The sequence below is a fragment of the Microtetraspora sp. AC03309 genome (assembly GCF_020826795.1).
Taxonomy (GTDB): domain Bacteria; phylum Actinomycetota; class Actinomycetes; order Streptosporangiales; family Streptosporangiaceae; genus Microtetraspora; species Microtetraspora glauca.
Window position 1 is genome coordinate 28,316 of sequence record NZ_JADDIL010000050.1, and the last position, 16,389, is coordinate 44,704.

Annotated in this window: 16 protein-coding genes; 4 read left to right on the top strand and 12 right to left on the bottom strand. The window is 71.4% G+C overall.

Annotated elements, in window-relative coordinates; all coding sequences use genetic code 11:
- Positions 1 to 118 precede the first annotated feature (118 nt).
- Positions 119 to 739: a DUF3043 domain-containing protein gene (locus tag IMZ11_RS26510; protein ID WP_228645153.1), complete on the top strand. Its 621-nt coding sequence runs from the start codon at positions 119 to 121 to the stop codon at positions 737 to 739.
- Positions 740 to 781: 42 nt separating this feature from the next.
- Here the strand turns inward: IMZ11_RS26510 and IMZ11_RS26515 are convergent, their stop codons facing one another.
- Complete coding sequence (locus IMZ11_RS26515; protein WP_228645154.1) at positions 782 to 2,239, bottom strand: SMI1/KNR4 family protein; 1,458 nt, start codon at positions 2,237 to 2,239, stop codon at positions 782 to 784.
- A 212-nt stretch (positions 2,240 to 2,451) separates the two neighbouring features.
- Between IMZ11_RS26515 and IMZ11_RS26520 the strand changes: the two genes are divergently transcribed.
- Both IMZ11_RS26520 and IMZ11_RS26525 read left to right on the top strand, forming a co-directional pair.
- A complete protein-coding gene (locus IMZ11_RS26520) occupies positions 2,452 to 4,482 on the top strand; it encodes a multicopper oxidase family protein (RefSeq protein ID WP_228645155.1) in 2,031 nt (676 codons plus the stop codon).
- A 27-nt stretch (positions 4,483 to 4,509) separates the two neighbouring features.
- Positions 4,510 to 5,508, top strand: coding sequence for an aldo/keto reductase family protein (locus tag IMZ11_RS26525; RefSeq protein ID WP_228645156.1), 999 nt, complete (start codon positions 4,510 to 4,512; stop codon positions 5,506 to 5,508).
- A gap of 124 nt (positions 5,509 to 5,632) precedes the next feature.
- On the opposite strand, the gene IMZ11_RS26530 is transcribed toward IMZ11_RS26525, so the two are convergent.
- From IMZ11_RS26530 to IMZ11_RS26545, 4 genes are read right to left on the bottom strand one after another with little or no spacing between them, the layout of a single operon-like run.
- On the bottom strand, positions 5,633 to 6,523 hold the full coding sequence (locus IMZ11_RS26530; protein WP_228645157.1) for a VOC family protein: 891 nt from the start codon (positions 6,521 to 6,523) through the stop codon (positions 5,633 to 5,635).
- Positions 6,524 to 6,575: 52 nt separating this feature from the next.
- Positions 6,576 to 6,869, bottom strand: coding sequence for a Dabb family protein (locus tag IMZ11_RS26535; protein WP_061256503.1), 294 nt, complete (start codon positions 6,867 to 6,869; stop codon positions 6,576 to 6,578).
- A gap of 10 nt (positions 6,870 to 6,879) precedes the next feature.
- Positions 6,880 to 7,392 (bottom strand): aromatic-ring-hydroxylating dioxygenase subunit beta, encoded by a 513-nt coding sequence (locus IMZ11_RS26540; RefSeq protein ID WP_228645158.1) that lies wholly within the window; start codon positions 7,390 to 7,392, stop codon positions 6,880 to 6,882.
- Between the two features lie 22 nt (positions 7,393 to 7,414).
- Positions 7,415 to 8,737 carry an SRPBCC family protein gene (locus IMZ11_RS26545; protein ID WP_228645159.1) on the bottom strand — a complete coding sequence of 441 codons (1,323 nt, stop codon included), beginning with the start codon at positions 8,735 to 8,737 and terminating at the stop codon, positions 7,415 to 7,417.
- A gap of 246 nt (positions 8,738 to 8,983) precedes the next feature.
- On the opposite strand from IMZ11_RS26545, the gene IMZ11_RS26550 reads away from it, so the two are divergent.
- A complete protein-coding gene (locus tag IMZ11_RS26550) occupies positions 8,984 to 10,102 on the top strand; it encodes an acetamidase/formamidase family protein (protein WP_228645160.1) in 1,119 nt (372 codons plus the stop codon).
- Between the two features lie 106 nt (positions 10,103 to 10,208).
- Here the strand turns inward: IMZ11_RS26550 and IMZ11_RS26555 are convergent, their stop codons facing one another.
- The 7 genes from IMZ11_RS26555 to fdxA all read right to left on the bottom strand — a co-directional run bounded on the left by IMZ11_RS26555 (position 10,209) and on the right by fdxA (position 16,247).
- Entirely contained in the window at positions 10,209 to 10,583 is a 375-nt protein-coding gene (locus IMZ11_RS26555; protein WP_061256494.1) for an AraC family ligand binding domain-containing protein, read from the bottom strand.
- Positions 10,584 to 10,625: 42 nt separating this feature from the next.
- Positions 10,626 to 11,435 (bottom strand): HpcH/HpaI aldolase/citrate lyase family protein, encoded by an 810-nt coding sequence (locus tag IMZ11_RS26560; RefSeq protein ID WP_228645161.1) that lies wholly within the window; start codon positions 11,433 to 11,435, stop codon positions 10,626 to 10,628.
- On the bottom strand, positions 11,432 to 12,631 hold the full coding sequence (locus tag IMZ11_RS26565; RefSeq protein WP_228645162.1) for an amidohydrolase family protein: 1,200 nt from the start codon (positions 12,629 to 12,631) through the stop codon (positions 11,432 to 11,434). Before IMZ11_RS26565 ends, IMZ11_RS26560 begins: the two co-directional genes overlap by 4 nt.
- 102 nt (positions 12,632 to 12,733) lie before the next feature.
- Positions 12,734 to 13,579 carry a fumarylacetoacetate hydrolase family protein gene (locus tag IMZ11_RS26570; RefSeq protein ID WP_228645163.1) on the bottom strand — a complete coding sequence of 282 codons (846 nt, stop codon included), beginning with the start codon at positions 13,577 to 13,579 and terminating at the stop codon, positions 12,734 to 12,736.
- Positions 13,580 to 14,042: 463 nt separating this feature from the next.
- A complete protein-coding gene (locus tag IMZ11_RS26575; protein ID WP_228645164.1) occupies positions 14,043 to 14,819 on the bottom strand; it encodes an IclR family transcriptional regulator in 777 nt (258 codons plus the stop codon).
- A gap of 67 nt (positions 14,820 to 14,886) precedes the next feature.
- Positions 14,887 to 15,939 carry an NAD(P)/FAD-dependent oxidoreductase gene (locus tag IMZ11_RS26580; RefSeq protein ID WP_228645165.1) on the bottom strand — a complete coding sequence of 351 codons (1,053 nt, stop codon included), beginning with the start codon at positions 15,937 to 15,939 and terminating at the stop codon, positions 14,887 to 14,889.
- On the bottom strand, positions 15,936 to 16,247 hold the full coding sequence (gene fdxA, locus IMZ11_RS26585) for a ferredoxin (protein ID WP_061256483.1): 312 nt from the start codon (positions 16,245 to 16,247) through the stop codon (positions 15,936 to 15,938). Before fdxA ends, IMZ11_RS26580 begins: the two co-directional genes overlap by 4 nt.
- Between the last annotated feature and the right edge of the window lie 142 nt (positions 16,248 to 16,389).

Sequence of the window (16,389 nt, forward strand, 5' to 3'; positions counted from 1 at the left end):
GTTGCGTGGGTAGCCCCAGCCGTATTCAGTCGCCCAAAAGCGGCAGAGCCGCCTGGGTTCACCCTACGCATAACGCGTGAGGGCGTCACTAAGTTGCACTCCCGGTAGGCTGGGCGACGTGTTCGGACGTCGTAACCAGGCCGCTACGGACGAGGCCCCCGTCCCCGTGGAAGATCCTAAGCCCCAGGGGACTCCGGGTAAGGGCCGTCCCACCCCCAAGCGGAGCGAGGCGCAGGGGCGCCGCCGCTCGCCCGTGACCGCGCCTAGCAACCGCAAGGAAGCCTACCGGCAGCAGCGCGACCGTGACCGGGCGTTGCGGACCCGCCAGCGCGAGGGCATGATGCGCGGCGAGGAGAAGTACCTCCCTCCCCGTGACAAGGGCCCCGCGCGCAAGTTCGCCCGCGACTGGGTCGACTCCCGGCGTCTCCCCGGTCAGTACTTCCTGCCCGCGGTGCTGGTCATCATGCTGCTGTCGATGGTGCCGTTCCCGCTGGCGATCCGTCAGGTGGTCCTCACGGTGTACACCCTGGCCCTGCCGGTGGTGATGGTCGCGGTGCTCGGCAGCTCCTTCTTCGTCGCGAACCGGGTGAAGAAAGCGGTCGCGGCGAAGTTCCCCCATGAGAACCTCAAGGGTGTCGGCTTCTACGCCGCGATGCGGTCCTCCCAGATCCGCCGCCTGCGCTTCCCCAAGCCGACGGTGCTGCCCGGCGGCAAGCCGGTCGCGCCTCCGGCGGGCTGAGTTTCCGGTACGGCCCCGCACGGCGGCGGCCGTACCGGCTTTTCACCGGTTCCGCTTCACCGTCGTGGCACCGGCGGTGACGCCGTCTTCGGCATCGTCCACGTCGATCCATGCGAGCGTGCCGTTCGCGACCTGTGGCACCAGCCACCCCTTCAGCAGCGTGCCGCTCTCCAGCGCGTCCGCCGTCGCCCTCAGCAGCGCGTAGTAAGAGGACCAGTCGCCCCCTTCCGCGAACGTGCCCCCGTTCTCGATGAACGTGCCCGCGACGTCCCTCCGCACCGAATCGACCAGCAGATATTCACCGCTCTGGTCGTCCCCGACGGGGATCATGCGCCCGCTCCACCACTCGGCCCGGGGGTCGGCGGTGTAGTCGGCGCCTTCCTGGCGGCACAGGTCCCGCCAGGTGTCGCGGATCTCCTTCACGCCGTACATCCCGTAGAGGTACAGCTCAAGGCCCCGCGTGCCGCCGATGTCGCCTGAGCCGTTGTGCCGCAGCAGGGACGCGCGCAGGTCGTCGGGGAAACGCAGCCCCATCTGGGCCTCGGCCACGGCGATCGTGCGCGCCCTCGCGGGGCGCCGCAGCGCGCGATAGGTCTTGGGCGCGTTGGCCCTGAGCCACTTCTCTATGCGCCGCCACTGCCGGTTGACGGCGCGGGTGACGCCCGGCCGCACCGGCAGCACCCGGGGCCTGCCGACCGTTGGCGTGCACGCCGCGTCCGGCACCGGATAGTCGTCCTGCCCCCCGGCCTCCGGCACCGGATGGTCCTCCTGTCCCCCGCCTTCGGTGCTCGACCTCACAGAGCCGAACAGGCTCTCGGCGCCGTCCGGCGTCACCGGCTCGCCGGCCAGGCATTCGGTGGGGTCGAACGGGCCGATGTCACAGCCGTACGCGCGGCCCTCGACGAACCCCGTCCCGGGGCAACCGTCCTCGGAGCAGTCGCCGATGCCGAGGACGCCTCCCGACGAGGAGCCGTCGATGGGCTCGCCGAAGGTCGAGTTCTCGAGGAGCTGGGCGCCGAGCGCGAGCAGGCAGACGGCCAGGGCGGCCGCGGCCCACCGGCGGGCCCGCCTGCGGGTCCGGCCGTCGAGCCTGCGCACGTCCGCCATCGAGCCCTCCGCGCGCTCGCGGGCGAACGCCTCGATCAGGGCGGCGCCGCGCGGGCGGTGGCGGGCATGGCGGCGGAGCTCCTCGGCCGAGGGCCGCCCCAGGACCGGTTCGGCGGGGAAGGGCGCGGAGTCACCGGTGCCGCTGGAGGCACGGGGTCCGGCCGCACGGGGTCCCGCGGCGCCCGGGGCGGCGGGGCGATCCGGTGCGTGGGTGCCCGGCTGGACACGGTGGCCGGGGAACGCGGGCCCCACGGCCAGATCCGGGGCGTAACGATCCAGGGCACGGTCCAGGGCACGGTCCAGGGCACGGCGCCGGAGCACGATGACGGCACCGGCGATGCCGGCGGCCACCGCGACCGTGAGCGCGAGCCGTACCAGACGAGAAGTGATCAACCGCCGCACCGGGGCACACTACCGCCAATCCTCCGCACGCCGTGTCCAATCCCCCACGGCGTCGACGGGCTCCGCCACCGGCTCCTGCGCGGCTTCCCGGGTGTACGGGCCGGTCATGGCACTATGGCGACCGGCATCGCGCCGGGAACGCCGCGAGCGAGAGCCGTACCGGTCGCTGGGGGCGGCGAGACGATCGCGAAGACGGGGCGGGGATGAGAGCCGCCAGGCGGGGATTCCTGGGCGTTGCCGCGGCGTTCGCGGCGGCCGCGACGGGCACGGGCACCGGCTCGGCGGAGGCCACCACCTGGCGGGGCAGGGCATGGGGCCGCGGGGACGGAGACGATCCGCACGCGGGGGCGGGACACGGCGGCTCCGGGCATATGGGCGGTGACCTCCCGGGCGCGAACCGCGGACACGACCTCGCGCACGGCGACCCCTTGCACGGCGACCGCGGCGGACTCGGCCGCGCCGGACTGGATCGGCCCTCCACCGCGACGCTCACGCCGTTCATGGACGCCCTCCGCGTCCCTCCGGTCATCCGGCCGCGCGGGCCGAGGCTGACCGTGGAGATGCGCTCGGTGGACCGGCGGCTGCACTCCCAGCTCCCGCCGACGCGCCTGTGGACCTACGGAGGGCACTTCCCCGGGCCGACGATCGAGGTACGGCGCGGCCAGCGGCTGGAGGTGGCCTGGAAGAACGACATCGAGGACGAGCGCGTTCCGGTCACCGCCGTGGAGGTCTTCGCTCCCGTGGGGATCCAGCCGAACCCGTACGTCGTTCCCGGGCGGAGCGGGGGGACGCCGCGCGCGGACGTGGCGGTGATCCCCCCGTGGCTCGTGGTCCACCTGCACGGCGCCGTCACCGGGGCCGGCCAGGACGGATGGTCGGAGAACGGGCAGTTCCCCGGCGAGACGCAGATCGTGGAGTACCTCAACGACCAGCCGGCGGCCACTCTCTGGTACCACGACCACTCGATGCACATCTCGACGTGGACGCTGTTCGCCGGGCTCATCGGCATGTACCTGATCAGGGACGAGCAGGAGGACCTGCTCGGGCTGCCCGACGGTGGCCGGGAGATCCCGCTGGTGATCACCGACCGCAACTTCGAGGTCGACCCCGACGGCCGGCTCACCGGCGGCCTGCTGCACAAGGTGACCTACGCCGAGGCCGGGCCGCCGAAGATCACGGCGGGGTTCCGGGGTCCCTACACGCTGGTCAACGGCATGGTCTGGCCCTATCTGGACGTCGAGCCCGGCTGGTACCGGTTCCGGCTGCTGAACGCGTGCAACACCCGCACGTACCACATGATGATCATCGATGAGGAGACCGGGCGGCCGATGCCCGGGACGATACGGCAGATCGGGACGGACGCCGGACTTCTCCCGGCTCCCGTGACCGTGGACTCGCCGCTCATCCTGTCGCCGGGAGAACGGGCGGACATCCTGGTCGACTTCACCGGGTGCGGCGGCCGGCGGCTGCGGCTCGTGAACGTGCTGGACGACAACCCGCCGGCGCCGCCCATCTCACGGGAGTCCACTCCCGGCCTTCCATACCCGGAGATGATGCAGTTCCGGGTGGCCTACGGGGGAGGATCCGACCTGTTCGTCCCACCGCCGGCGCTCTCCCCCACGTTCACCCGCACGACGTACGACTCACTCCCGGCGGACCGCAACCACCGGATCGTCCTCACCAAGGTCCTCGGCGGCAGGCACGCCGAGATGTGGGAGATGGAGGAGGTGGACGCGGCGTCGGTGACGATCCCCTCCGACGGCGTCGTGCAGCTCCGGGGCGCGGACGGCAGGGTCAGGACCTTCCGCCGGATCTCCCGCGACCCCGACGACACGGTCAACTTCTACGGCGAGCTCGGCAAGTGCGAGCACTGGACGTTCATCAACGCCGCGACGGCCCTGCACCCGATGCACATCCACCTGATGCGCTTCCAGATCCTCTCCCGGGAGGAGTACGACGTCGGCGGGTTCGACATGAAGCTCTGCGGGACCACCCGGCCCCTCGCCTTCAAGCGGACGGGCGTGGTCCAGGAGGGTGAGAAGGGCTGGAAGGACGTGGTCCGCCTCGGGGACGCGGAGGTCGTGGAGATCGCCGGGCGGTTCGAGGGCGGCACCGGCCGGTACGCCTACCACTGCCACCTGCTGGAGCATCAGGACACGGGCATGATGCGGCCGCTGATCGTCTTCCCGCCCGGGGTCGGGGCGCTGCGCCTGGCGCACCAGCACACCGCGTGATCGACGCCTTGTCCTAGTGTTCGGTCTATGGAATTCCGCCATCTCGGTCGTAGCGGTCTCATGGTCAGCGAGATCAGCTACGGCAACTGGATCACCCACGGTTCCCAGGTCGAGGAGGACGCCGCGCACGCGTGCGTACGCGCGGCCCTGGACGAGGGGGTCACGACCTTCGACACCGCGGACGTCTACGCGGGCACCAGAGCCGAGGAGGTCCTCGGCCGGGCGCTGAAGGGGGTGCGCCGCGAGTCTCTGGAGATCTTCACCAAGGTCTACTGGCCGACCGGGCCCGGCCGCAACGACCGCGGCCTGTCGCGCAAGCACATCATGGAGTCCGTCAACGGATCGCTCAGGCGACTCGGGACGGACTACGTGGATCTCTACCAGGCGCACCGGTTCGACGTCGAGACGCCTCTGGAGGAGACCCTCCGGGCCTTCGACGACCTCGTACGGCAGGGCAAGGTGCTGTACGTCGGCGTCAGCGAGTGGAACGCCGACCAGATCGCCCAGGCGCTGAAGATCGCCGACTCGATGGGATTCGACCGCCTCGTCTCCAACCAGCCGCAGTACTCGATGTTGTGGCGGGTCATCGAGGCCGAGGTCGTCCCGCTGAGTGAGCGGGAGGGACTCGGACAGATCGTCTGGTCGCCCATCGCGCAGGGCGTGCTGACCGGCAAGTACCTGCCGGGGCAGCCGCCGCCCTCGGGTTCGCGGGCGACCGACTCGACCGGATCCGGGTTCATCGACCGCCTGATGCGGGACGAGGTGCTCAGCCGGGTGCAGGAGCTGCGGCCGATCGCGTCCGACCACGGGCTCACCATGGCCCAGCTCGCCGTCGCGTGGGTGCTGCAGAACCCCAACGTGTCGTCCGCCATCGTCGGCGCCAGCCGTCCCGAGCAGATCCGCGACAACGTGAAGGCGTCCGGGGTCAAGCTCGGCGCCGACGCGCTGCGGACGATCGACGACATCCTCGGCCCGGTGGTCGAGCGTGACCCGGCCAAGACCGTGAGCCCGTCGAGCCGTCCCTGATCGCCCTCGGCGTTCAGAGCGTTCTCGGCGTGTTCGGTGTGTTCGGCGTCCGGTGAACGGCGACGCGGCGCGGGTCCCTGCCGGTCAGGGGACCCACGCCGCGTCCTCGGGCCGTCTTCTCAGATCAGAAGCGGTCCCAGTCGTTGTCCGCCGCACGCCAGACGTCGATGTTGCGCGGGTCGGCGACCATCCGGCGCGGCCGGTGCGTCTCGTGCTCCTCGGGCGTGAACACCCGGTGCCCGTCGCACAGCTCGTACCTCGGGCCGTGCTTGGCCTCGTACATATAGAAGGCGATCGACGTCGACGCGGAGTGGTTGACCAGGTCGGAGGCGATCGGCACCTTCTTGTACAGCGCCCGCGCCCGGCCGCGCATGACGTGGTCGAAGCTCTTCATCATGAAGCACAGGTGGGCGACGAAGAACTCCTTGTTGCGCTGCAGCGCCAGGCTGTGGTGGAACCGGTCCTCCGAGCGGAGGAACGCCGACACGTCGCCGACGTAGTCCGACACCAGGAACCCGAGGACCTTGGTGTAGAACTCCAGGCACTCGTCGTACTTGTCCGTGGCGAGGAAGGGGTGCACCAGCTTGAGCGGGCGCAGCTCGATCGTCGGCGGCTCCGCGTACTCCTGGAACTCGGTGAACAGCTCGATGATCAGCCCGTTCGGGTCGCGTACGGCGAAGCCCTCCTGGCACAGGCCCTTCATCCGGTCCTGGAGCGGCAGCACCTCGAGGCCGGCGGCGGAGACCCGGTCGCGCAGGTCGGCGAGCTCCTCGGCGGACCGGACGCTGTAGCCGACCGCCACGGTGCGCGACACCTCCAGGGCGGGGTCGCTGATCAGCTCGATGCAGTGGTGCTCGATGTCGGCGCGCAGGTAGGCGTACTCGTCGGTGTGCCGCTCCAGCTGGAGGCCGACGTGGTACCGCAGGAACTCGATGGTCTCGGCCATGTCCGGGACCAGGATCCGGGCGTACTCCATCCCGAAGGGCCCCCCGCGGCGGGCGCCGTCAGTCGTCATGTCAGTTCCTCATCGCTCGTGATCGCTCGTGGTCGTATGGGGGGTGCGCGCGTCAGCACGCGAAGGTGACGATCGCCTGCCGGTCGATCACCGGGCGCCAGCGCTCCCGCACGAACTCCTCGTGCGAGTCGCTGCCGAGGTAGTCGAGAAGGTCCCGCTCGGAGTCGAACTCGACGACGAACCCGTGGGTCATGGTGGTGTCGCGGGTGCTGATGTTGGGCCCGCTGGCCCAGTTGCGCATGGTGGGGTACTTCGCCGGGAAGGTGTCCAGCTCCGCGAGGACCGCCGCGACGGTCTCGGCCGGGACGTCGTCGCGGAAGCGGAACACCAGGGTGTGCTTGATCACGGTCGCCGCCTCAGAGGATGAAGCTCAGCCGGGCGCCCGGCGCCATGGACTCCATGGTCGGGATCGACCTGCGGAGCCGGTACCTGAGGCCGTCGTCGTCCACCACCAGGACGTGCTCGTACCGGCCGACGTAGGTGAACGCCTGGTTGTCGCGGTACCGGTGGATGATGAAGTTGGCCGCGACCCAGACCGTCTCGTCGCCCTGCTCCAGGATGATCACGTTGGAGATCATCCGGTGGGTGCGGGAGTGCGGGTTCTCCGCGTGCGCCTTGCGGCTCTTCAGCCGCTTCACCCTGGCCTTGATCAGGTCGTGGTCGTCGCACATGAACGCGCCGGCCGAGGAGCTGTCCCACCCGTTCCAGTCGGTGGTGGTGACCTCCATGCGGCCGCCCTCCTCGAAGAGGGTCAGCCACTCGTCCAGGCGCCACTCGTCGAGCAGCTGTGCCTCCCGGTAGAGGAAGTCCTCCGCTTCCGCCCTGCTCACTGTGCGGCGGCCCATGGTGCTCTCCTTATGCTGGTCCATGCTCTCCACCCGCCCCGAACCCTCAGGCACCCGGGGTCGCGTCGTCTTCGACGCGGCGGGACCACTGCCGCCAGAAGCTGCGCATCGCGCCCTCGTCGATGGAACGCCCCTGGTTGCCCTGCTTCTCGTTGGCCATGCCGCGCGACATGTCGCTCCAGTCCCACGCGGGGTCGGCCGAGTCGGCGGTGGCCTCGATGCCGCGCTGCACCGCCTCGTACGCCTCGATGTCGTCCGGCGTGGCGAGCCCTCCGGGGCCGACGAAGCTGACCATCGTCTTGATCCGCAGCGCCCGCACGTCGTCCGGCTCGCCGGTCTCCACGAACTGCCAGGCCCGCACGTCCGTACGGCCGGCCTCCACGGGCTCGATCTGCCGGATGGTGAGCGCCTCGAGGTCGAAAAGCAGCAGGTTGGGGAAGACGTAGAGGATCCGGCTGGCGTCGGCGATCTCGGCGGCCAGCTCCGAGCCGAGGCGGTCCTCCATCTCCTGCCGCTTGGCGGCGGTACGCTCCCTCTCGGCCTCGCCGAAGCGCGGCTCCCACACCATGCCGATGCGGCCGTTGTGCCCGGTCAGGATGAGCAGCCCGTGCCCGTCGCCGAGGTCGTAGGCGTACTGGTCGTCGTCGGTGACGGCGAAGCCGGTCTCCCGCAGGTAGCCCACGAAGGTGTTGTGGGTGGGCGCGAAGTGGTAGCCGTCCATCGCGTTCTCGACGGCGAGCTTCCAGTTGCCCTTGACCGAGTAGAGCTGGACGCCGGGCACGGTCTGCATGCCCTGCGGCCCGATCTTGGCGGTCAGCGACATGTAGTGCGCCGCCTCGCCGAGGTGGGTCAGCAGGTCCGGCACGTCGGGGTCGAAGGAGATGAAGACGAAGCCCTCGTGGCTGTCCACCCGGGGCACCGAGCGCAGCCGGTGCCGCTCCTTGAAGCCGGGCACGTCCGCGTACGCGTCGTCGCCGGGCAGCGCGGCCAGCTCGCCCGAGTTGCTGAACGCCCAGGCGTGGTAGAAGCACTGGAAGAACTTGGTGTTGCCCTCGCTGTGCCGGCACAGGATGGTGCCGCGGTGCGTGCAGGCGTTGAAGAACACCTGGATCTCGCCGGAGGAGTCGCGGCAGAAGATGAGCGGCCTGCCGCCGAGGGTCCTGGACTTGAAGTCGCCGGGCTTCGGGATCTCGGTCTCGTGTCCGAGGTACAGCCAGGTGTGTCCCCAGATCCGGGAGGTCTCCTTCTGGAACACGGCGGGCGACCGGTAGGCCGACCTGTGCACCTTGAACGTCAACGCCTCCCAGTCCTCCTGGACGAGGGAGTGGTTGGGCGTTCCACCGGGGTCCGTGTGTGTCAACTGCGTCATCGCCGCGGTCTGGCCCTTCTTGCGATTTGAGCGAGAATTCGAGATACCGTCTCGCAATGTGATGCTGGCCCCCGACCTCCCGGAATGTCAAGAGTCTCTCTCTTATCCCGATTCGCCGGTTACACCGCGTTAACAAAGCAACGTTAGCCTCCGAACTCCCGGCCCCCGCGGGACCGACGCCGAACCGGCCGCGGCGGGCTGACAGGTGAGCCATGCCTGGATCCAGAGACTTCCCCCGGAGGGACAATGCTCCAGCCTACGAGCGGCCGCATCGACGGAGAGCACTACCTGCAGACCACTCCCGACACCTGTCTCTGGGGCCGCCTCCCCGGCCCCGGCCGCCCCCCGGCGCTGCGCGTCGCGTCAGGCGCAACCGTCACGATCGACACGCTCAGTCACGAAGGAATCCTGGAGGACCAGGGCCGCGACCCGGTCGGCTACCTCTCGCGGTTCGGCGTTCCCGCCGAGGGCGTGCTGGCCGACGCCAGGGATCTCGCCGCGTCCGGCGTCGCCCACGACTACGACACCGACGGGCCCCACGTCGTCACCGGCCCCATCGCCGTGGACGGCGCGGAACCCGGCGACGTGCTGCGGGTCGAGGTGCTCGGCCTGCTGGTCCGCGCGCCGTACGGCTTCATCAGCAGCAGGCACGGGTACGGCGCGCTGCCCGGGGAGTTCCCGGAGACCGCTCCGGACACCGGAGCGAGCGGGGAGGGCCCGCGCGAGCACAACAGCGTCTGCGTCTTCACCGAGGTCGTCGAGGAGGCGGGGCGGCTGCACGGGATCGTGCCGTTCGGGCAGGGGCGCTCGGCCCGCTTCCCCCTCGCCCCGTTCCTCGGCCTGATGGGCGTGACGGCGGACACGGGCGACGCCGGCGACTCCCTCCACTCGGTACCGCCCGGCAACTTCGGCGGCAATCTGGACATCAACGAGCTCCAGGTCGGCTCCACGCTCTACCTGCCCGTCCAGGTGCCCGGCGCCGGCTTCTACGCGGGCGACCCGCACTACGCGCAGGGCGACGGCGAGGTGGCCCTGACGGCGCTGGAGGCGCCGCTGCGGGCCACGCTCAGGCTCTCCACGATCCCGCGCGCCGAGGCGGAGCCGCTGCTGGGCGCGCTCGGCGAGCCGTTCGCCGAGACGGCCGCGCACTGGATCCCCGTGGGTCTGCACGAGGACCTCGACGAGGCGATGCGGCGTGCCGTACGGGCGGCGGTGGACTTCCTGTCGCTGACGCAGGGCATGGAGCGGTCGAAGGCGCTCGCCTATCTCAGCGCCGCCGCCGACTTCGAGATCAGCCAGGTCGTGGACCAGGTCAAGGGGGTGCACTGCCTGATCCGCAAGGCCGACTTCGCGCCCCAGTGGTGACACCGGGCCGGTGGTGAGTCCGGGCCCGGCCTGCACCCCGGTGCCGTACTCCGGTGCCGGTACTCCGGTGCCGGTAGGCCGGTTCCGGTACGCCGGGCGGCGCCGGTCAGGGGCCCTCCGGCAGCCAGACCGCGTCGCGGAAGTCCGCGCGCGGCGGCGCGAAGACGTCGACGTTGACGCACGGCCCCTCGATGGGCTCGATGTAGTGCTCGGCGCCCCTGGGCACCAGCAGCATCGACCCCGGGCCCATCTCGTGGCCGACGCCGTCCACGTAGTACGTGCAGCGGCCCTGGTGGATGAGCACGAGCTGGTCGAAGTCGTCGTGGCGGTGCGGGTTGAGGGTCATCCCGACGGCCAGCTCGTGCCAGGCGAGCATGATCTCGTCGGTGGAGTACACCTTGCGCCGCACGCCGGGACGGATCTCGGTCGAGGGTATGTCGTCCCAGTTCACCGCTGTGCCGTACAGGTGCTGGTTGAACATGGTGATTCCTTTCTCTGCGTCTCTCCGCGTCCTCCGGGACGCTCAGGACGCGGCGGATTCCGGGCCGGGGAGGTCGCGCGCGCCGGCCGCCGTCTCGCGCAGCGCGGACCCGAGCAGTTGCAGGTCGGACCCGGCGATGACGAAGGCGGCGGAGCCGAGCCCGGACGCGGCGATCAGACCGGCGTCCGGGCGGGCCACCCATCCGCCGAACGCCGTCCCCGCGGCGTGGGCCGCCGCGGCGACCTCGGCCACCCGCGCCGCGAGCGCCGACTGGTCGGCGGCGCCCGCGATGCCGAGGCTGACCGCGAGGTCGGTGGTCCCGACGAAGGCGACGTCGAGGCCGTCCAGCACGGCGGGCAGCGGATCGCGGGTCGTCGCGGTCTCGATCTGCCCGACGAGCAGGGGCGGGTCGTGGTCCTCGGCGGCCAGGTAGGCGGCCAGGTCGGTCGCGCCGAATCCCGCCGCCGGATGCGCCAGGCTGACGCTGCGCTCCCCGTGCGGGGAGTACCGTACGGCGGCGACGAGCGCGGACGTCTCGGCGGCGCCGGTCAGCATGGACAGCTGCACTCCGGCCGCCCCGGACTCCAGCACCCGGTTGATCCACGCGGCGTTCACCGCCGGCACCCGGACCAGGGCGGCCAGTCCGGTCGCGGCGGCGTGCCGTACCAGGGCCAGGACGGTCTCGTCCGGGAGCGCGGAGTGCTCGCCGTCCACCACCACGAAGTCGAACCCGGCCTGGCGGGCCAGGTCGACGGAGTCGACGGTGGGCAGCTTGACGAACGTGCCGGTGACCCGGCGCCCGGCGGCGAGCGCGGCGCGCAGCCGCCGCCGGGCCTCCGTCGCGGAGGTCACCGGGCCCCGGCCGCCTCGGAGGCGGAGCCGGCGGCCAGGCCGCGCCACGGGGTCGGCTCCACCTTGCGGCCCTTGTGCAGGATGAGGGCGGGTTCGAGCCGGGGCGCCACGATCGAGTTGCCGGCCGCGTCGGGCAGCACCGTCTCTTCGGTCTCGGCGAGCACGGTGACGTGCGCGGGGCCGCCCTCGACGAGGGTTCCGTACCCCTCGGTGTCGAGGCCGAGCACGCGGGCCGGGGCGATGGTCATCCGCGGCGCGATCTCGTCCATGGACATGCCGAGCGCCTTGAGCTTGGCCGCGCTGGTCACCAGGTCGAACACCGGCCCCTGCCAGTTCCGCCCGCTGGTGTCGGAGGTGAGCAGGTCGGGCAGGAAGCCCTCGGCGATGGCCTGCCTGGCGACCTCGAAGCTGAGGTTGCTCTTGCCGTGCGCGCTGTCGAAGAGCACGCCGCGGGCCCTGGCCTCCTGTACGGCGGCGATGACCTTGCCGTCGGTCAGGATGCCGTGCGGCTTGCCGGTGTAGCAGTGGGCGACGATGTCACCCGAGCGGAGCATCGGCAGGACGTCGGGCAGCGGCTCCTCGGTCTCGCCGATGTGCACCATGAGGGGCAGCCCCGCCTCCTCGGCGAGTTCGAGTGACGACTTGAGCAGGGAGCGCCAGGCCGGGCCGACGACGTCCTCCGACAGCCGGATCTTGAAGCCGCGCACCACGCCGGGGTTCTCGCGGGCCACGGCCAGCGCGTCCTCGGGGACCAGGGTGGCGGGGTTCAGCAACTCGCCGAAACGGAAGTCGATCAGACCGAGCACCGACACGTTGAGGAAGTTGACCAGCCGCATCTCCGCCCGGCCGACCACGTAGGCGTTGAAGGCCGCGAACGTGGACGCGCCGACCGTGCCCGCGTCGGCGGCGGCGACCACTCCCCTGCGCAGGTGCGCCTCGTCCGGCGGGGCCCCCACCTTCGACACGTTCTCGAAGATGTGGGTGTGGCCCTCCACCAGGCCGGGGAGCACCCACTGTCCGGCGCAGTCGACGACCTCCCCGGCCCGCTCCTTCACGTCCGGGTCGAGGGACGGCGCGATCCGCGCGACTCGGTCACCGATGATCGCCACGTCGGCGACCGAGGACGTTCCCGCCTCGGTGTCGAAGACGGTGCCGTTCGTCAGCACCAGATCGTAAGAAACAGCTGTCTCGGTCATTTCACTCTTTCGGCGTGTACGGGTGCGGCCGGATGCCGCGACGGATCGGTTCGGCAAGGCTCGGAACGGTTCACGACGGCTCCGGGCGGGAACGGCGCGAGGTCAGGAGCGGCCGGGCGCCGCCCGGTAGTGGGTACGCAGCGGCAGAACCCCGGCCACGGAGATCTCCACCTCGTCGCCCGCGCCCAGGAAGACCTTCCTGTCCTGCCCGGTGCCGGCCGGGGTGCCGGTCAGCACCACGTCCCCGGGTTCGAGCACGGCGAAGCGCGAGATCCGCGAGATCAGGTCGGGCACCGGGAAGATCAGCTCGGCCGTCGTGGAGTCCTGGTGGACGACGCCGTTGACGGTGGCGCGGACGGCGATGTCGCCGGGATCGGGCACCCCGGCCAGTTCGAGCACCGACGCGCCGAGCGCGCCGAAGCCGGGGAAGCTCTTGGCCAGGGACGGCGTCCCGGTGGCCACCATGACGTCGCGGGCGGTCATGTCGTTGGCCGCGGTGACGGCGGCGATGTGCTCCCACACCCGCTCCGGCCGTACGCACGACATCCGGCGGCCGACCACGAAGGCGACCTCGGCCTCGTAGTCGACCTGGCCGGAGCGGTCCTGCGGCAGCTCGATCTCCGCGCCCGGCGCGGAGACGGCCGACAGGGCACGCAGGAAGAGGATCGGCTCCTCGGGCACCGGCCGCCCGGTCAGCTCGGCCTTGGAGTGGTAGTTCAGCCCGACGCCCCAGATCGCCCGCGTGCGCGCCAGCGGCGCCAGGAGGTCTCCTTGGACGTCGGCCAGGGGGACGCGGCGCAGCTCCTTCGCGGCGCGCGCCGGCGCGAAGCCCTCCCCCTCGGCGAGCAGCTCGGCGACGTCGCCGTACGGCAGGTCGAGGAGAACGGCGTCCGCGCCGTCGACGTGGGCCAGCCCGTCACGGGTGGCGACCAGGTTCAGCGCGGTCATCGGGCGCCCGCCGCGGAGATCCGGCCGGACTCGTCGCCATCGCCGCATGCCGTGGGGAGAGGGACTGTGACCGGAACCGCGAGGGCTCCCACGCGTCGCGTTCGCATGCAGACTCCTTGCTTCCCTTGCCGTGCCGCGCCCGTGTCGCCGGAGGGCTGAGCCGTTCCGGGATGGGGCGAGGCCGGCCAGGAAGGGGGGATTGAGGGGTACGCACGAACGTAAGAGGAACCTTCTGCCCATGTCAATATGCGAAACAATATCTCGTATTACGTCACATCGACGGTGCGCTTCCCGCCGATGACGCGTGGGCGCGCGGGTACTCGGGCAGGCGAGATCGCCGGATCGGCGGGTGAATCGCCGTACGGAGGAAGGCCCGTGGAGACCCTGTGCCGACGGCCACCGCTCTCTCGGCGGACGTCGGACCCGCCGCCAGGCGGTGGTGGTGTGTGGTGCCGGACCGCCGTCAGGCGGTGGCGGTGCCGCCGAGCTCGGCGGACAGGCGGCGCGAGGCGGCGAGCAGCGCCTCGGTCACCAGGTGCTCGGCCTCTCCGGCCAACGTCGCCACGGTGCCGACGACCGCCATCGACGCCACGATCTGCTCGCCCTCGAAGATCGGAGTGGCGATCACCCGCACGCCGTGGTCGGCGGGCGAGTTGACCGCGATCCCGGTGCGCCGGACGTCCTCGATCAGGGCGCGCAGCTCCGGCGTGCCGCGCAGTTTGCGCGCCAGCCCGGGGACCTCGCCCACCGGCAGGTACGCGCAGAAGACACGGCCCTGCGCCGAGCGGAGCAGGTCGAGGGTGGAGCCGGTGCGCACGCTCAGCCGGATGTCGCCCTCGGTGTTGTCGACGCACCGCACCACGACGGGGCTCTCGCCGTTCCAGACACTGAGCACCGCCGTCTGGTTGATCTCGCGGACCAGCAGGTCGAGGTACGGCCCGGCCGCGGCGGCGATGGGCAGCCCGGCGCGGGCGGCGGCCTCCAGGGCCAGCACCTCCGGCCCCAGCGTGTAGGTCGCCTGCTGCGCGTCGTAACGCAGCAGGTTGGCCGCCCGCAGCGCACGGGTGTACCGATGCGCGGTGGGCTTGCTGGTGCCGAGGCGAGCGGTGATCTCGCTCAGGCTGAGCCTGGGGCGTTCGACGGTGAAGGCGCTCAGGATCAGCGCCGCGCGCCGGACCGTCTGTATGGCGGGTGCCTCACCGGACTGGTTCGCGTCGTCGCGCTGCCCTGGCCCCGGCATCCCGTCTCCTCCGTCGAGTACCCCTTATGTCGGTTGGGACTCTATCCAGGGACGCGCTCCCGCGCATTCAACTCGCATCAGACGAATGCCCGGGAACCGTGCCGAACGCCGGATTCACGAGCGGAGCCAGGTTGTTGACCGCGGCGGCGGCCTCCCCGAAGCCGACGGAGATCAGCCGGACCTTGCCGTCGTAGTCGCTGATGTCGCCCGCGGCGAACACCCTCTCCAGGTTGGTCCGCATGGAGCGGTCGACGAGGACGTGCCGCTTGCGCAGGTCGAGGCCCCACTTCTGGACCGGCCCCAGGTCGGCGATGAAGCCCAGCGCGGCCACGACGGTCTGGGCGGGCAGGGTGACCCGCTCGCCGCTCCTGACCCGCTCGACGGTCACCTCGGCGATCCGGTCGTCCCCGGCGATCCCGGCGACCTCGAAGGGGGTGAGCACCCGTACGGACGACTCCTGGAGGCGGGCCACGCTGTGCTCGTGCGCGCGGAAGGCGTCCCGGCGGTGCACCAGCGTGAGTGAGCGGGCGATCGGCTCGAGCGCGAGCGCCCAGTCCACCGCGGAGTCGCCGCCTCCGACGACCACCACGTCCTGCCCGGCCAGCTCGTCCAGTTTGCGGACGAAGTAGCGCAGGCCGCGCCCCAGGTATTCGCCGCCGGCGGGCAGCTCCCTGGGGGTGAAGGTGCCGATGCCCCCGGTGAGGAGCAGGGCCTTGGCCCGCACCCGGGTGCCCGCGTCGGTGACGACCTCGACCGATTCCGCGTCGTGGCGCAGTTCCAGCGCGCTCTCCCCGAGCAGGTACAGCGGCTCGGCCTGGCCCGCCTGGGCGACCAGGGCGTCGACCAGCGCCTGCCCCTTGACCGCCGGATAGCCGGCGATGTCGAAGATGTCCTTCTCCGGGTACAGCGCGGCCACCTGGCCCCCGGGCTCGGGCAGGGAGTCGATCAGCGCGACGGACATGCCGCGGAAACCGGCGTAGTAGGCGCCGTACAGCCCGGCAGGACCGGCACCGACGATCACCAGGTCGACGTCATGGATCGGGCGCGGCGCCGCGTCCGGCCCGCCCGGCGACTCGGCGGGCAGGTCGTTCGCGGGGCCGTCCAGGGTGCCCGCGGTCACGACCCGCCTCCGGTGACGGCGGGGTGGTCCGCTCCCGCCCGGCCGACCTTGCGCGCGCCGCCGGGGGAACCGAGGTCGGCGAAGAACTCGGTGTTGATCTGGGCGAACCCGGCCAGGTTCGGCGGCAGGTCGTCAGTGTGGAAGATCGAGGTCACGGGGCAGACCGGCTCGCACCGGCCGCAGTCCACGCACTCGTCCGGATGGATGTACATCATCCGGTCTCCCTCGTAGATGCAGTCGACCGGGCATTCCTCGACGCACGATCTGTCCTGCACGTCCACGCACGCGTCGGTCACGACGTAGGCCATCAGTCCTCCTGGGATGGGCGCCCGCGCGGGAACGGGGGGCCGCGCGCGAGCCATTGGCCGGAGGCCCGCCGTCACGGGGGCGGGCCGGTGGCGGCGGGAGCCGTGAGAATCCGGTTGGCCTGCGGAATCAGCCTCTCCACCG

Bases quoted from the DNA above. Each gene is read 5' to 3' on its own strand.
- IMZ11_RS26520 (WP_228645155.1), top strand. From the start codon at position 2,452: ATGAGAGCCGCCAGGCGGGGATTCCTGGGCGTTGCCGCGGCGTTCGCG.
- IMZ11_RS26525 (WP_228645156.1), top strand. From the start codon at position 4,510: ATGGAATTCCGCCATCTCGGTCGTAGCGGTCTCATGGTCAGCGAGATC.
- IMZ11_RS26530 (WP_228645157.1), bottom strand. From the start codon at position 6,523: ATGACGACTGACGGCGCCCGCCGCGGGGGGCCCTTCGGGATGGAGTAC.
- IMZ11_RS26540 (WP_228645158.1), bottom strand. From the start codon at position 7,392: ATGGACCAGCATAAGGAGAGCACCATGGGCCGCCGCACAGTGAGCAGG.
- IMZ11_RS26545 (WP_228645159.1), bottom strand. From the start codon at position 8,737: ATGACGCAGTTGACACACACGGACCCCGGTGGAACGCCCAACCACTCC.
- IMZ11_RS26550 (WP_228645160.1), top strand. From the start codon at position 8,984: ATGCTCCAGCCTACGAGCGGCCGCATCGACGGAGAGCACTACCTGCAG.
- IMZ11_RS26555 (WP_061256494.1), bottom strand. From the start codon at position 10,583: ATGTTCAACCAGCACCTGTACGGCACAGCGGTGAACTGGGACGACATA.
- IMZ11_RS26565 (WP_228645162.1), bottom strand. From the start codon at position 12,631: ATGACCGAGACAGCTGTTTCTTACGATCTGGTGCTGACGAACGGCACC.
- IMZ11_RS26570 (WP_228645163.1), bottom strand. From the start codon at position 13,579: ATGACCGCGCTGAACCTGGTCGCCACCCGTGACGGGCTGGCCCACGTC.
- IMZ11_RS26575 (WP_228645164.1), bottom strand. From the start codon at position 14,819: ATGCCGGGGCCAGGGCAGCGCGACGACGCGAACCAGTCCGGTGAGGCA.
- fdxA (WP_061256483.1), bottom strand. From the start codon at position 16,247: ATGGCCTACGTCGTGACCGACGCGTGCGTGGACGTGCAGGACAGATCG.